The 15,847-nt window shown below is 33.0% G+C and carries 15 protein-coding genes; 10 read left to right on the plus strand and 5 right to left on the minus strand.

From position 1 onward, the window contains the following. Positions 1–62: 62 nt before the first annotated feature. Together C8N37_RS04185 and C8N37_RS04190 are read left to right on the plus strand one after the other, a co-directional pair. Positions 63–698: a 4Fe-4S binding protein gene (locus tag C8N37_RS04185; RefSeq protein WP_108157686.1), complete on the plus strand. Its 636-nt coding sequence runs from the start codon at positions 63–65 to the stop codon at positions 696–698. Between the two features lie 15 nt (positions 699–713). Beyond that, positions 714–1,154: a hypothetical protein gene (locus C8N37_RS04190; protein ID WP_108157687.1), complete on the plus strand. Its 441-nt coding sequence runs from the start codon at positions 714–716 to the stop codon at positions 1,152–1,154. Between the two features lie 251 nt (positions 1,155–1,405). On the opposite strand, the gene C8N37_RS23045 is transcribed toward C8N37_RS04190, so the two are convergent. Continuing rightward, positions 1,406–1,651, minus strand: a complete 246-nt coding sequence (locus C8N37_RS23045; protein ID WP_244914334.1) for an NUDIX domain-containing protein — start codon at positions 1,649–1,651, stop codon at positions 1,406–1,408. Between the two features lie 32 nt (positions 1,652–1,683). Between C8N37_RS23045 and C8N37_RS04200 the strand changes: the two genes are divergently transcribed. Further along, positions 1,684–2,643 (plus strand): HNH endonuclease, encoded by a 960-nt coding sequence (locus C8N37_RS04200; RefSeq protein ID WP_170114460.1) that lies wholly within the window; start codon positions 1,684–1,686, stop codon positions 2,641–2,643. A 295-nt stretch (positions 2,644–2,938) separates the two neighbouring features. Here C8N37_RS04200 and C8N37_RS04205 read toward each other — a convergent pair whose 3' ends face one another. Next, positions 2,939–3,841, minus strand: a complete 903-nt coding sequence (locus tag C8N37_RS04205) for an Abi family protein (RefSeq protein WP_108157689.1) — start codon at positions 3,839–3,841, stop codon at positions 2,939–2,941. A 315-nt stretch (positions 3,842–4,156) separates the two neighbouring features. Here C8N37_RS04205 and C8N37_RS04210 point away from each other — a divergent pair, with 315 nt between their 5' ends. The 3 genes from C8N37_RS04210 to C8N37_RS04220 all read left to right on the plus strand — a co-directional run bounded on the left by C8N37_RS04210 (position 4,157) and on the right by C8N37_RS04220 (position 7,405). After that, positions 4,157–4,468: a hypothetical protein gene (locus tag C8N37_RS04210; protein ID WP_108157690.1), complete on the plus strand. Its 312-nt coding sequence runs from the start codon at positions 4,157–4,159 to the stop codon at positions 4,466–4,468. Between the two features lie 386 nt (positions 4,469–4,854). Next, positions 4,855–5,184, plus strand: a complete 330-nt coding sequence (locus C8N37_RS04215; protein ID WP_108157691.1) for a nucleotide pyrophosphohydrolase — start codon at positions 4,855–4,857, stop codon at positions 5,182–5,184. A 1-nt stretch (position 5,185) separates the two neighbouring features. Continuing rightward, positions 5,186–7,405, plus strand: coding sequence for a DNA/RNA helicase domain-containing protein (locus C8N37_RS04220; RefSeq protein ID WP_108157692.1), 2,220 nt, complete (start codon positions 5,186–5,188; stop codon positions 7,403–7,405). A 34-nt stretch (positions 7,406–7,439) separates the two neighbouring features. Here C8N37_RS04220 and C8N37_RS04225 read toward each other — a convergent pair whose 3' ends face one another. From C8N37_RS04225 to dgt, 3 genes are all read right to left on the minus strand, one after another. Then, positions 7,440–7,919: a very short patch repair endonuclease gene (locus C8N37_RS04225; RefSeq protein ID WP_108157693.1), complete on the minus strand. Its 480-nt coding sequence runs from the start codon at positions 7,917–7,919 to the stop codon at positions 7,440–7,442. An 88-nt stretch (positions 7,920–8,007) separates the two neighbouring features. Then, on the minus strand, positions 8,008–8,721 hold the full coding sequence (locus C8N37_RS04230) for a hypothetical protein (protein WP_108157694.1): 714 nt from the start codon (positions 8,719–8,721) through the stop codon (positions 8,008–8,010). 151 nt (positions 8,722–8,872) lie between these two features. After that, positions 8,873–10,522 carry a dGTP triphosphohydrolase gene (dgt, locus tag C8N37_RS04235; RefSeq protein ID WP_108157695.1) on the minus strand — a complete coding sequence of 550 codons (1,650 nt, stop codon included), beginning with the start codon at positions 10,520–10,522 and terminating at the stop codon, positions 8,873–8,875. 229 nt (positions 10,523–10,751) lie between these two features. On the opposite strand from dgt, the gene C8N37_RS04240 reads away from it, so the two are divergent. Genes C8N37_RS04240 through C8N37_RS04255 form a run of 4 tightly spaced genes read left to right on the plus strand, consistent with a single transcriptional unit; the run spans position 10,752 to position 15,845 of the window. Continuing rightward, positions 10,752–10,979 (plus strand): helix-turn-helix domain-containing protein, encoded by a 228-nt coding sequence (locus tag C8N37_RS04240; protein WP_108157696.1) that lies wholly within the window; start codon positions 10,752–10,754, stop codon positions 10,977–10,979. A gap of 23 nt (positions 10,980–11,002) precedes the next feature. Further along, positions 11,003–12,190 (plus strand): DNA cytosine methyltransferase, encoded by a 1,188-nt coding sequence (locus C8N37_RS04245; protein WP_108157697.1) that lies wholly within the window; start codon positions 11,003–11,005, stop codon positions 12,188–12,190. 1 nt (position 12,191) lies between these two features. Further along, the gene (locus C8N37_RS04250; RefSeq protein WP_108157698.1) at positions 12,192–14,171 is read left to right on the plus strand and encodes an McrB family protein; all 1,980 of its coding nucleotides are present in this window, start codon (positions 12,192–12,194) and stop codon (positions 14,169–14,171) included. After that, positions 14,172–15,845, plus strand: a complete 1,674-nt coding sequence (locus C8N37_RS04255; RefSeq protein ID WP_108157699.1) for a hypothetical protein — start codon at positions 14,172–14,174, stop codon at positions 15,843–15,845. Positions 15,846–15,847 lie beyond the last annotated feature (2 nt).

Genomic DNA, 15,847 nt, shown 5'->3' on the forward strand with positions numbered 1-15,847 from the left:
ACTTTAGAGTATTCAAGCTTACACAGAGACATTTTTGATATAAAAGATATAAATTTAGCATAATGGCGGTATTTAAGGTTGCTTATTCACAGTGTACTGGCTGTGGCTTTTGCAGAGAATCGTGTGGTCCAGACGCATTACGCGTAACCGAGGGATATATATATGGAAAATTAAATACAATTAAAGCGTTTATTAAAGAAGCAGATTGTATAGGCTGTGGTCTTTGTGCAGTCATATGTCCGTTTGGTGCTATATACGATGAGGATAATTTTCCAAAGGATGAATTTCCTACTAGATTCCCAGAAGGTTATGATGAAAATTTTCTTAAAATTAAAGAAAAATTTAATATTACTGCATTAAAAGATATTGTTGATAAAGCAGGGTTAGCGAGCGGTCTTCAGTCTTTAAGTCATGCAGCTATTACTAAATTCATCAAATTAACTGGTGGAGTAGATATATCTCCTGTATTTGAAAAAGCGCTGAAATATAATGTGCTTCATAAATTAGCCTTTGCAGGAACAATTGTTAATGGTTATGAAGTAATAGTTGCTCTTTCTGATGGTGAAATTACGGATGATGATATGATAGATGCTACTAAATTTATATTTTTGGATGCTTTGACATATGTCCCTGGTCCTATAGGATTACTTATGACAGGTCTTTCTGTCGGTGTAACTTTTGTCACAAATAGTAAATAATGGAAATTTAATAAAATGGTGAAATCAAAATTGGGTATCGGGTTCTATTGTATTTTGTTTGGAATAATAGCCGCAATTGTGTTATTTATCTGTGTAATATATACTAATTTACAATATGGTGAAGTTTATTTTAGGTCTTTCAAATGGTATTATTATTTGTTAATGCCTGTAGGGCTTTATGCTTTTTATATAGCGTTACAAACACCATATTCTGTCGAGCTCAATGGTCGTGTACTAACTGTAAAATCAGTTTTCAAAAATTATCATTTTGACTTCAACATCCAGTCCGATATACAGGTTTACGAGGAAAAAGAATTTTCTAAATTAGGTACATTTCACAGACTTGTTATTCACGATCCCAGAAGTTCAACCGTAAGCATTACTGAATTTTCTCTTAGAAATTACAAATCATTCTGCGATGAAATTAATCGTTTTCAAGAAATATTAATACGTTAAATCTTTGCGATTTACGATAACTTGTTAATAATTTCATCAAGCAAGATTTCTTACTTGTCTTGTAGTCAATGCCTTATTTAGTAAGTAGATGGGCATTGACTAATTTACGCGTTTCGGCAGATCAGCTTCCGCCCATTCGTAATTTAATAATTCCGATGTGTCTACCCATATTGCTGACTATGTTTTGTGGGCACTACTTTACCAAATTCCCATTTGCAGCTAAAAGGATAGGTGCAAATGGAAAAATCAGATTATTGATGCTCTACAGGATTCAGCGCACGGTCAATGGTAATAATCATACCTAGTTCTTCTTTGATTTCTCTTTGTAGACAATCTTCCTTAGATTCCTCTGGTTCAATCTTGCCACCAGGAAATTCCCATTTCATCGGGTGCTTCATCTTCGCAGAACGTTGACAAATCAACACTTTTTTATTCTTTTCAAACATACCACAGGTTACTTGTAGCATCGTGTTTATAGGTAATGAAACTCTCTCCATATTTTACTTTGCATTTCCTATCTTTGACCAACATGAGCAATCTGAGCCTATATCTAAAAGCATTTGCAAGATTAAAACAAGGGATTACCAAATATGGTAAAGCACCTCATAAACCAGTTTTTCTATTAACTCTGATCGAGTTAATAGAAAAAGGCCTGGATAATGACAATCATTTTCTTGTCAATGCAGATCTTGTAGGTCTTTTTCAGGAGAATTGGCGGCTGTTGGTTACCACAGCACATCAGCCCGATTTTACTCAGCCATTTTATTATCTGCAGAGCGATCAGGTCGATGAACAGTCTTTTTGGTTTATCCATACTCACCATGGAGCTCCTATGCAAGCTCATATCAAAAGCGTTAGTACATTAGCATCCATTGTTGCTTACGGAAGTCTTTCACCTCAATTATACGCATTATTGCAATCGCTTGAAAATAGGAAATTAATCCGAAATTCTATTTTGGCGCATTATTTCCCTAACCAACTTCAATATTATTACGAGCATAAACAAATCGGGGATGGGTATTATCAAGATCTGCAGGCTTTGGTACTCAATGATCCCGAAGTCAAGTATAAACATATGGTGATTCATACCGAGGAAGATGTATTTATACGATCACACCTTTTCAAAAGATATATCCCCCAGTTGTATCAGGATACCTGTGCGATGACAGGTATGCAGTTGCGGTCTACGTACAATCACAATTTTATCGATGCTTGTCATATCGTACCTTTTTCCATTTCGCACGATGACAAGGTCACGAATGGATTAGCACTATGTCCAAATCTCCACCGAGCTTTTGATCGTGGCTTGGTTTCCGTAGATCAAGATTATCGTATTTTGGTTTCCAGACATATACGCGAACTTGGAGAGCATCCCTATAGTCTCAAAAAATTAGAAGGAACTAAAATTATAATACCAAAAACTGAGCAATACTATCCAGCACCAGAAAATCTGGCATGGCATAGGAGTGAAGTGTTTAAAGAAAAGTAGACTTTTATTTTTAAAAGACTAAATCAAGGAAATGCATGGATCTGATCCTCATCATTCGTTAAAAAATAATCTTCATTACAAATTGTATCGATGTCAAAATCATAGAGTCTAAATCCTGGAATGGTCAAAGGTTATACGCATTCTAGTTTTTTTTTTGTTCAAAACATGTTTTTCGCGAAATTTCATCCATATTCTTCCTCAAACGTTCATCCCTGCAAGATCACCATTTCCCATGTTCTTGAAGCCCAATATTGATCTCTATGAGAAAGTTCAATTGCTCTATCTTTTAAAATAGCTATTTCCAAAGAGCTTCTTCTTCCCACTTTTCTTTTAAACCTAATGCATTTGGATCAACATTTGGGTATTTATCTAATAGCATTCTTAATTGGAGGGTAAATGAGTTTTCCGGTTGAACGACATTTAATAGATATTTCATGCAGCATAAATGGATATAAAGAAATTGAAATTCATGTGGCTTCGGCACATTCTGAATCCATGAATGGGGCGGATTACTCAAAAGTTTTGGACTTCCAGGTAAATTTCTATTCCATAGTCTACTGTGATGAGCACAATAATTTCTTATTTGAGCGATAGACTGAAGCCAGCTTGGCAGATAAGTATGGTTAACAGTACCGAATTCTTTAGCAATGATATCTTTAGAAACAACATCATTCTTTAAGTTTCCATATAATTTTGATAAAGCGCCAAAACTTGTTTGTTCTAAAGATTTCCAAGAAGGGGGGAATCGTCCATCATCTTTATGTTTCTTTTTGTGTTCCTTTATAAATATATCTTTTGATCTATCAATTTCTCCTTCTAGAACAGCTAAAGTTTTCACAAGATCACTAGCATTCTGAAAAATATTGAAATTTTGAAACCACCAAGGGTCAAACTCATGAGAAAGATGATAGATCAATTTGGTTCTTAAGCTTATTTCAAGTTTTTCAATAACATCAAATAATAATATTCTCAATTGTCTATCAAAATTATATAATGCCAGTACATCACTAAATTTAGCATTTGATTTGAACTTGTGAGCAATCTTATCTTCCTGCATGGGCCACCAGTAGCCAGCAAGTCTGTAATAACTTATATGAGATAAATAATGTTGTATATTGTCCGATTCAGAGATAAATAATCCGCGATCTTTTAATTGTTGAACTTGATCATCTATCGTGAAAGGTTTCTTTTCATACATAGAATGTGGCTTAAAAAAGGTCTATAAAACAAAAGACACGCCCTGGGACGCTGTTCTTATGGGTAGCGTGGCGTGTACTGTTAGTACAAAGATAAGCAACCATTAACTATTTTACAAATTAAAATTAAATTATTTTGGCCAAAAGGCATAAGATCAATTGATTATAGTGTTATTAAGAATAATAGTGCTTTCCAATAAGTATTTATTCACAGTTGTTTCTTAAGAAAGAGGAAAAAAAATAAATTATATTTGAGCATATAAACTAAATATTCAACACATTATTTAAGTTGGATTAATAAACTTGAAAAGGGGAATATGACCTATTTGAATACACTAAAATATTGGCGCAACTCATTAGCAGACGCCAGTCGACCAGCTATTAAATTGAATGAGGGCAAAGTTTCCTATTACTTTGCAGAGTTACCTGATTTAAATTTACAGTTGGGACGTTTAGATGATAAGTTGGCTGCACAAATAATTTTTGTAGAGAGTCACAAAGTAAATAATCAGAAGGGTATAAAAGATGAAAAAGATGCGGATTGGATTCAGTTAAAACAAGTCTCTGTTCTTATCAGTCCACTTCTTATCAACAGTAAATTTGCACATAATAAAAGCATTCAGGATTGATACACATACGATACAGTTTGGATATCAGCCTAAGTATGATCAGTTTGGTATTACACACATAAATGGAAATTCTGTGAAAATAGTTTATAATTCACCAATTCACAGACATAAATTTGTCATCAAAGTATATGAACAGGAAGAGTTTTTTGAGACTAGTCTAGATAAAACTATTCAATTTATTATAGATTATTATTTTTCTTAGCGTATAATTCGCTATAAAGCGCATTGTAGATCATTCCAGATCATTGACAGGATATGTCGATACTCTGGAATTTTATATACGTTAAGATTCAAACTATGTAATCTATTTATTCCATCCCTAATTGTATTTCAAACAATATTTCAGATATTTGGGTAGTACCCAACAGTAGTTAAAAGATTTTATCATGTCCGACATTCAACAGTTATTACAGCAGATCCGTCAGTTTAGAGATGTCCGAGATTGGGAGCAATTTCACAATTCCAAAGATCTAGCTTTGGCATTAAGTATTGAGGCATCCGAACTTCTGGAGCTTTTCTTATGGAAAGGCAATGAAGATGCTGATCCCGATAAACTCAAAAAAGAATTAGCCGATGTTTTGATGTACGCGCTGTTGCTTGCCGATAAGCATGGCTTAGATGTGAAAGAGATCGTGGAGGAAAAGATGAAACTGAATAACGAAAAATACCCGGTGGAGAAAGCCAAAGGAACGGCAAAGAAATATAACGAATTATAGCATGTCGCCATTCGATATTAACGAAGTACATATTATCCCAGTACGACCAACAGGGGAGGTGCAAGGCGAGTTTGATGACGAACTTGATCTCTACAACAGCGCGCTGGTATACCTGCTCAATGATAAAAAATCCATTTATATCGGTGAATCTATCAATATCAAGAATCGTTTTTCCAATCACAATGGACATTTGGTCAAGAAAGATTTATTGAGCAGGCATGTTATATTTTCTCACCTGTTTAATAAATCAGTTACCCTTCATCTAGAAGCATTTCTGATCAATCATTTTTCCGCAGAGAAAGGGTTGACGCTTGTCAATGCCAATCTCGGTAATAACGGACACTATTATCACCGTAAGAAAGAGTATGAACTGTTGTTTCCGCAGATCTGGAATCAACTTGAAGAACTGCATATCGCCCGTACCTCATTCGAGGAAATCATCAATAGCAATGTCTTTAAATATTCACCCTATAAGAGTCTCAACCTTGATCAGCAGCAAGCCGTACTTGCCTGTTTAGAGACTTTAGTGGAGGATAAAAAAGGAATATTTATCCAAGGGAATGCCGGCACAGGTAAGACCATTATAGCCATTTATGTACTCAAGCTCCTGGTGACACCGATACGCTATTTTGAGCAGTTTGAGATGGAAGATGAGTTCTCTGTAGCAGCTTTCACCCTGCTGAAGCGATACCGTGAGCAGCATGGCATTACAGAAGCAAATGAAGACCAGCTTAAAGATCAGATCGCTATCGTTGTATCGATGACTTCGCTGCGCAGTACCCTGCAAAAAGTTTTTAGAGCCATCGATCAGCTAAGTGCCAATATGGTCATATCACCTACCGATATTTCCAAGCGGAGCTATAAAGTAGTTCTGGTAGACGAAGCACACCGTCTCCGTCGACGTAAGAACATATCCGGATATGGGGATTTTGATAAAAGTAATAAACGACTAGATTTAGATGTCCACACCGGAACGGAGTTGGACTGGATCGTGAAGCAATCCGAAAATCAGATATTCTTTTACGACAGCAACCAGTCTATACGACCGACAGACCTACCTCCATCATATTTTGATGATTTAAAAAACTCTGCAGCCTACAAAACCGTCCGTCTGCATACACAGATCCGTTCCGAAGGCGGCGATCTGTTTACCGATTTTGTCCATCGCTTATTTGACTTGGATCTATTGCCTCAAGAGCGGTTCGAATCCAAAGATTTTGAACTGAAGCTCTATGAAAGCTTTGTCGATATGCGTGAGCAGATATTTCAACGGGAAGCAGAAGTAGGTATATCCAGATTAGTAGCCGGATTTAGCTGGGAATACAAGACCAAAAACAAAAAGAATAGGCATCTCTATGATATGACTATCGAAGGCGTTGACCTACGTTGGAATTCCACAGCAAAAGACTGGATAAATTCAAAAGATGCCATACATGAAGTCGGGAGTATCCATACCGTCTTTGGCAATGATCTCAATTATATCGCTATTGTCTTTGGTAAAGAAATAGACTATGACCCGATCAATCATAAGATCACAGTCGATCGTGACCAGTACAAGGATACCAACGGGAAGAATAATACCAGTGAACTTGATTTACTGTTTTATGTCAAAAATGTATATAAAACTTTAATGTTTCGCGGGATCCGTGGAGTCTATCTCTATGCCATCAATCCTAATCTCAAAGATTATTTAAGTCAGTATATGGACTTTGTCAAGCGCTCAAATGATAGCGATTCAACTGTTGCTCCCGCTTATGTTATTAGCGATTTCCAGACAGCAGGTAGCATCCCATATTACGATCTTGAGATTGCGGCAGGTAGTTTTTCTGAGCTACAACAGGCCGAAGAGGTTAATTATATCCAGATTGAAGGGACGACAATGGACCCAGATCGTTATTTTGCCTGTAAAGTAGTAGGGGAGTCTATGAACCAGATGATCCCCAATGGCTCTATCTGTCTCTTTGAGAAGTATCAAGGAGGTTCTCGCAATGGATTGATCTGTCTAGTCGAGTCCAATGATTTTATAGATAGCGAATTTGGAGCTCATTATACCATTAAGAAGTATAGCAGTAAGAAAAGGGTTAGTGAAGAAGGGTGGGAGCACCAAGAGATTACACTTTTACCTATGTCCAATGACGATTCTTTTCAAGCTATTGCACTTCGCGATGAGGAGTTGTCGGATTTAAAAGTGGTGGGTGTGTTTAAGAGGGTGTTGAAATAATTAAATTGAAACTAAATCCTCCATTTGAAAACGTTTACCGCCACAATCTTCTAGTTTCCAAGAATAGATCAATTTGGTTCAACACCACGGGAAGGTTTTTTAGAATATCTTGCGTCCAGAAGCGGAATACCGTATAGTCCATTTCCCTTAATGCGCGATTTGCTCTTTCATCCTTCTGCATATTGCGTTCGATCTTAGGTATCCAAAATAAGCGATTAGATTTAATGCGATTGCGGTTGTTTTTCCAGTCGAACCCATGCCAGAACTCACCGTCGACAAATATGGCAAGCTTATACTTTTTGATAATAATATCAGGAGTGCCTGGTAGAGATTTATCGTGCACCCGAAAGCGTAAATTCTTTGCCCACAGTGCTTTCCTTAAGATCACTTCAGGTTTGGAATTTTTTGATCTAATTTTAGACATATTTCTGCTGCGTATCACGCTGGTATAAAAGCCGGCCTTTTCTTCGAAGCGGGGAACATTAATTTTTTCTGAATCATCATACATTCCCATATTTAGAAATATTAAGATTATATAATTATTGCTTTTTTAATACAATACCAAACATATTAAATATTTACTTTTTTCCTTGCTAAGGACGTTAATGCATTGCTAGTTCATCGCGTAATTTATAAACTTCTGTTTGTAATTCTTTATAAGAATATAATATTTCATTAAAATGCTTCTCTTGAATATTATCAAATTTAAAATGATCAATTTCAAAAAAATTCTCAGCAATGTAGGATTTAAGATATTTTGAGATTTTTAATTTGTATTTTGATTTATAATAAAATGTATTCACAATACAGAGCTCGGGAAAAGGGTTGTTACTGAGAACTATATCTAGAGTTTTTTCTTTAAGAAAATTAGAAAAATATTTAGAGCCAATAAATTTTTTACTTTTCATTTCAAAAATTATTGAAGAAAAATTAAAAAAGCAGCTTTCAATTAAGGAGTATTCAATAAAAAAAGATTGATTCATACGTGCTTCTGTGAGAGCCCAAGTACTTTTTATATCCCAAATATCAATCGTTAATTCATTTATTTTTATTTTATATCCTCCAAAACGATTTTTAGTATAATTTAAATCTTGAATGGAGTATAAGATGTTTTCTAATTCTTTAAAATCATTACGCACCACAAGATCTAAATCTCTTAAAGGCCCTGAATGTTCTAGAAAATAATCTCTTATAACACCACTAAATATTAAAAGATCTAATCTCTCATTCAGAATGTTAAAAAAAACTTGAACTTCACTATCTAGACCTGACTTTAGATACTCCAAAAATTGCTGTGAATCAATTTTATTATGCATTTTAGACAAGTGTTTAATTTTTCTTGTATATGAATATACAAATATAATTCCAAAATTTATTATTATGTGATTTAAAATAAAATTTTTAAATCACATAATAAATGTTTAAATATATTATTTTCTGCAGATGCCCCTTTCAGCATGAGGGACATTAAGCAATTTTTTGACCACTTATTTTTTGAAAATGAGATAAAGCATATTTATCGGTCATCCCCGATATAAAATCGACTATGACTCTAAGTTTATAATAATCACTTAAATCTTGAAAATTTATTTGATTTCCTAAATCATTAAAAGCTTTGTAAATTTCAGTCCTCAATTTTTTGATGGGATCGTAAGTGATTTCTACGTCATTTTCACTTTTTAATATTAAAGATAAATAACTATCAATTTTTTCTTTTAGGTCGTCCATTTTCGTTACATATTCCTTCTCTGTTAATTTCTTTTTGATAATTATCTCTCCTTTTTCACTCTTTAATTTATCATATTTAAGAGCTATAAAATTTAACATATCTTCTTCGAGAGCTACATTTATAATGGAAGAAGATATTAAAGCAGTTGCTCTATTGATGAACTTTTTATCAGTATTGAATAATTGATTTATATAATGGTTGAGTAATCCTTTAATAACGGAATATCCTGTAGTTTCTAAATGATTAACTTCTCTAGTAGAAAAAATTTTAACCTTACAAATATCACTTAATATTTGATGAATATTGTTGTCGTCATGTTCAACTAATTCATTATGATATTTCCCTTTCTCAATATGATCAATATTATTTTCAAAATTTTTGAATGCTAAGGTTACTAAATAATCAATCAGAGCAATTCGTACAAAAATCATTCTAGCTTCATCATTAACATTAGGTTCATCGCATTTTTGAACAATAGTTTTGGCAATTTCTGAAGTGTTCTTAGAAAAAGCTTCTTTAATACAATTGATAGTTATATACCCCTTGCTAAACCCATCCTCAATATCCATGACACGGTATGCAATTGTATCTGCTGCTTCCATTAAAAAACATAGTGGATGGCGTATAATCCTTCCCTCACTATCAGTTAGACCGCATTCTTTAATTATTTTTTTAAAGTATTTATCTTCTGAATGAAATACACCATGTTTTCCTTCAGCAATATTTGCTTTTTTTTGTTTTTTTAACTCCTTAAGTTCGTCTTTTTTAGATTTGTCAATCTCTTTGGTATAAGAATTTGGGTACTTCAAATATGAACCTAAAATGGAATACGTCAAATTCATTCCGAAAACATCATCTAAATACTGCAGCTTTGTTATCATACGGAGCCCTTGGGCATTACCATCGTAAAATTTGAAATCATTTTTTTGATGGGGAGTTAATTTTTTAAATTTTTGTTTAACCTCATTATGAATTAGTGGATTACAATCGATTTTATCAAAATAGTTGGCTATGACTTCTTCAGCAAAATGACCAAAAGGCGGATTACCTATATCGTGAATAAAACTAATTCCTTGTAAAATAATTGGTATAATTCTCAATAAATCAGCTTCATTCATACCTGTTTTATGTTGAATTATTGATGATTTAGCGCACTTTAAACCGAAAGTGTAACTTAATGACATTACTTCATTAGAGTGTGTTAATCTTGTATGGATATTATCATCATCTGTCAAAGGAAATACTTGGGTTTTATCATGCATTCTTCTCAAAGCAGGACTAAATATTATTCTTCCTAAATCACTCTCGTAGTTGTTTCTTATATCACGTTTATGTTTTATACTTGATTTCCTAATCCGTTTTTCGGATAATAAATTGTTCCAGTTCATTTTCTATATTTTGTTTTAAAATTGATTTTGCCAACAATGACTTTCGAAGTTCCTATTTATTTTTTTGTATAAAATACGGTAAACCGTAATGTTGGAACTTAATTTTGATTTTGTATACCATAGAATAGACCGTTTCAATTGATCTTATCTTTCTTCATAAAGCAAAATAAATCTCAAAAGTTCACTTATATCCGATTGACTTATAGTCCGATTTTGCCGACTTTGCACTATGGATATCCGAATTAAAATAGGTTTAAGAATCAAGGAGTTGCGTAAGAATTTAAGTTTGACACAGGAGGCACTTGCCTTTAAGGCTGATCTAGATAAAACATACGTCAACGAAGTTGAAAATGGTAAAAGGAATATATCTGTTGTCAATCTTGAGAAAGTCATTCTTGCATTGGAAACAGATATTAAAGATTTCTTTCAGGCTACCCAATTTTCAAGTACCAATTAATTACAGATTCCAATTTTATTAAAATGTTGAAAGGATATAGCGTGGTAGAACAGACCCAGAATAAAAGTCCCAAAAAAGTGGTTAAGGGAGAAAAAGTAAATTCCAACAAATATAAAGAGTTTAATTTTATTGATCTTTTTGCTGGAATAGGAGGATTTCATATCGCGATGCATCATATTGGAGGTAAATGTGTTTTTGCATCTGAAATAGACAAGTTTGCGAGGATTACATATGAGCATAATTATAAAAAATGGTCTCCTGAATTATTTGAAAATGGAAATTTCAATCAAGATATAACAGATCCTGCTTTAGACTATAATAAAATACCGGCCTTTGATCTGTTATGTGCAGGATTCCCATGTCAACCATTTTCACATGCAGGATTGAAAAAAGGATTTGGAGATACAAGAGGAACTTTGTTTTTCAATATTGAAGAGATCGTAAGAACTAAAATTGAAGCTGCAACAAAAGAAAATAACAATCATCTTATTCCTAAGGTTCTTTTCCTCGAAAATGTCAAAGGATTAAGAAACCACGATAAAGGTAGAACATTTGAAACAATCAAAAGTCGCCTGGAAGAACTGGGATATGAAGTAAGAGCTGAAGTATTGAACAGTAAAAATTTTGGAATACCTCAAAACCGGGAACGTATTTTTATTGTCGCATGGTATAAAGACTTAATTAAGGTAAATGATTTTAAATTCCCTTACGGCTTAGATCAAGAAGGCAACGCAATTTATGATCGTGCTATTAGAGATACAGAAAGTGTAAATACCACGGTAGGACAAATCTTATTAGACGAAAAAGAACTGGAAGCTTTTGAAGCTAAAAACAGTCGAACTTATACAATTTCTGAAAAATTATGGGATGGTCATCAGCGACGTAAAAAAGAGCATGGAGAGAAAGGCAATGGGTTTGGCTATTCATTGTTTCAAGATGATTCTCAATATACCAGTACTATTTCGGCACGGTACTATAAAGATGGTTCTGAAATATTGATCGATCAAAGTCTTCTTGAAAAAAGACCTCGTAAATTACATCCTGTGGAAGCAGCGCGCTTGCAAGGTTATCCAATCGATGAAAAAAATGCGAATGAAAAATTTGAAATACCAGTTTCTGATGCGCAGGCATATAAACAATTTGGTAATTCAGTTTCTGTACCTGTGATCAAAACATTAGCCAAAGAAATTATTAACCAATTGCTGAAGTAGTATGCTTAAAGATTATAGAAGTCTTGTAGAAAATCTTGAGGATAAATTTTTATCAATAAAGAGATGGAAAGATGTCCAAATTGATAATGAAACTAAAAGTAGGTTAGAGTCATTAGAACGAGTTGAATTTGTAAATGATTATTCTATTCAAGTAAAAACAGATACGTTTAATCATACAATATTACCAAGTCAATATATATTGTATGCTGTCTGCATGAAAGAAATGGCATTAGAAGTCTATGATTTTCTACAACATTTTGAAAAAATTAGAGAAGGAAAATCACCTAATGATATTGGGATGTTAATCACTTCAAAATCATTGGATTATTCCTCTTTAGATTTAGATGAGTACAGTGAGAGTTTAGGACCAAAGATTTTTTACGACAAAGATTTAAACCTTGATGCAAAAGAAATAGTTAATGGCACCCCTGGTAAATATAAATTACGTGGGGTCACAGATTTTTTCGCATCCGTTATATTAAAGCCAATAAATATTCCGAATGCTAGTTCCTCTATATTAGGCAAATTTATATGGGATTTATGTTGTAATAAAGATTTATATAACTATATCGAGCAAAAATATATTCCGGAGATTCCATTTATCACTAAATCTTCAAGAGTTAAGGATTTTTGTTACTTTACTATTAACTTCTTACTTAATTTTGATGGGTTAAGTAGGCTTAAACCATTTTTCACAGATAATGAAGTGTTGGGTAATGTATCAGTTAGATATGAGAATCTGTCATTAATTACTATTTTTAAAGCATCTGCAACTCTACTAACACATGAGGATTTAACCCAAGGAGAAAAGATAAGATTTTATGCGGCACCTATATTTAGATATGATAGTAAATACTTCTATTTCTCAACTGAGTGGTCGAATAGTGGTGTCGGAAGATTAGACCTTGTAAATTTTAAATCAATTATCGAAACCTTATATCCTGAATTTAGGATAATTGAAAAGGATTCTAATTATTTTTTAGAGCCTGTTAATTATGATAGCCAATGGGCAGAGAATTTTTCAGCAGGTTGTATTGGATATAATAAAATATTTTTCGGATCGCCAGGGACAGGAAAATCTTATTCTGTTGCAAATAGCCTAATAGGTACACCAGAATCTCAAATTGAACGCGTTACTTTTCATCCTGATTATGATTATTCTTCATTTGTAGGAGGCTATAAACCCGTGAGTGAGGTAGATGAAGATGGAAGAGATAGTATCAAGTATAAATTCGTTCCGCAGGTTTTCGTAAATATATTTGTGAAGGCTCATCAAGACCCGACTCGAAATTATTATTTGGTTATTGAAGAGATTAACAGAGGGAATTGCGCTGAAATCTTTGGAGATGTTTTTCAACTATTAGATCGTAACCCAGATTACGCTATTACACCATCGGAGGAACTGTATAAATTTCTACTTAAATGTGATGAAAGTTCGTCCTCAAATAAGGTACTAAAAAACGCAAAAATGATTATGCCAAACAACTTAATAATTTTGGCTACCATGAATACATCTGATCAATCTCTTTACCCTATGGATAGTGCATTTAAACGTAGGTGGGATTGGGAATATGTTCCAATCAAATATCCAACAAATGTTGATGATAGAACATGTCGTTCATTTAGTTTTGAAATTAAACTAAATGATATCCAATATATGAAATGGATTGATTTCGTAAGAGCAGTGAATAATCAGATTCTTCAAAATCCTAGTTTAGGTCTTGACAAATGCATAGGAAACTTTTTTATAAATGCAGGAGTTGATAATAAAATCTCTGCTGATATATTAATAAATAAAGTGATATTTTATCTCTGGAACGATGTTTTCAAAGATGAAGAGAATGATCTATTTGTAGATCACACTTATCTAGATTATTTTCCAATAGAGACCAACGGAAATAAAAAACTTATTGAATTAGCTGAGAGACTTAATGTGGTGACCAATTATGAAGTGGAAGTACCACAAACTAGTTTATTTTAAATGAAGATACTAATAGAAGGTGAGAGATACCCCATTGACTATCTAGTTCAAATCTTTAGATCGGACCAGTTTTATGAACCTTATGGTAATGATGGGAAAATTAAATTCGTCGGTTATTATCACGATTTAAGTAACAATGAGCTTGTCTTTATGTTGCCGAAAGTATTTATGTCAGATTGCCGTCAAACAGTATTTGGTCATACTATAGATGAATTAATAGACTATGTTGGAAATGAATCTGTAATTAGAGATAAACGTCTAATTTGGATGAGAGATCTTTCTGTATATTTCTATAAGAGTCTCATGAAATTCAGACATAAATTCCCAGATTCAACCTTGATTAATTATTCTCCAATTTTTCAATTAAAGGGAATAAATAAGACGTTACAATATTCGTACTTGGATATTCTTCTAAGCTTTTTGACGTATTATAAAAAAAATGGTAATCAAATCCTCTATAAGCATATAGACGCAGTCCAAACAAACCCTAAAAAACCAAAATGGGAAAAGACAGTAAGAAAAGGTAAACCAATATTAAGTGGTGATAGTATTATTTATGATCGGATTCGTGCTAAAAATAAAATTGCAAATAATGAGGAACAATTAATTGTTTGTTTTTTCTCAATATTAAACTATTTAAATGAACAGCATAATTTAGGTTTGCAAATCGATAAAGTCTATCCCGTTGTGAAAGGAATTCGGTTTAGAGAATTGATGAAACGCGGTGTGTCCAAGTTGAAGAAAATAAAATATCGTTATTATACAGATTCTCTTAAGGAGATGCATACATTATGTTTGTTATTTTTTGATGCCCATGATCAAGGCAGTGGTAAAGCAAGGGAAGATTTTATGACTATTAGCGAGTACAATATTGTATTTGAAGATATGGTTGACAATCTTTTTTCTGATGATCTTGACGATATTTCGACAAATGGGCGCAATTTATATAGTTTAAAATACCATAAGGACGGAAAGATTTTAGATCATATTTTTGATCACACATCACTTTTTGATGATTCAAGTATTTTTTATATTGGTGATTCAAAATATTATAAATCAGGAGCAGAAGCAAAACAGGAATCTCGTTTTAAACAATTTGCTTATGCAAAAAATGTGATTCAATATAACATAGACCTGCTGAATGAGAAAAATAGACCATATAAAGCTAATCAACAATATCGTGATGAATTAACTGAGGGGTATAATATTACTCCTAATTTCTTTATTTATGGTTATATTGATAAACCAGATGATTACAGTTTAAACGAACTTAAACCAAATGGAGAAGTACAGACATCTCATCATTTCAAACATCGTTTATTCGACAGAGATACATTGTTTGTTCATCAGTACAAAATAAATTTTTTATTTGTTTTGAAATCCTACGTAAATTTAAGAACGGCTGCTATAGATGAATTTCGTAAACATGCACGAATGTTGTTTAGAGAAGAATTTCTTAAATATTTTGCTGAAGGTGGTAAATCTGGTTATACCTTGTACAGGTATAATGGCACAGAAGACCAGACTGATTTTGTCAATAATAATTTTAAATTATTGAACGGGAAAATATATCAGACTATTGAAAATGACCTACTATTAGCAGTACATAAAGATGATGATGATGAAAAACTCCGCGCATTATTACTTATATTTAAAGAAATAGAGATTCAATAGTT

Origin of the sequence: Sphingobacterium faecium, from assembly GCF_003054045.1 — a bacterium.
GTDB lineage: Bacteria > Bacteroidota > Bacteroidia > Sphingobacteriales > Sphingobacteriaceae > Sphingobacterium > Sphingobacterium faecium.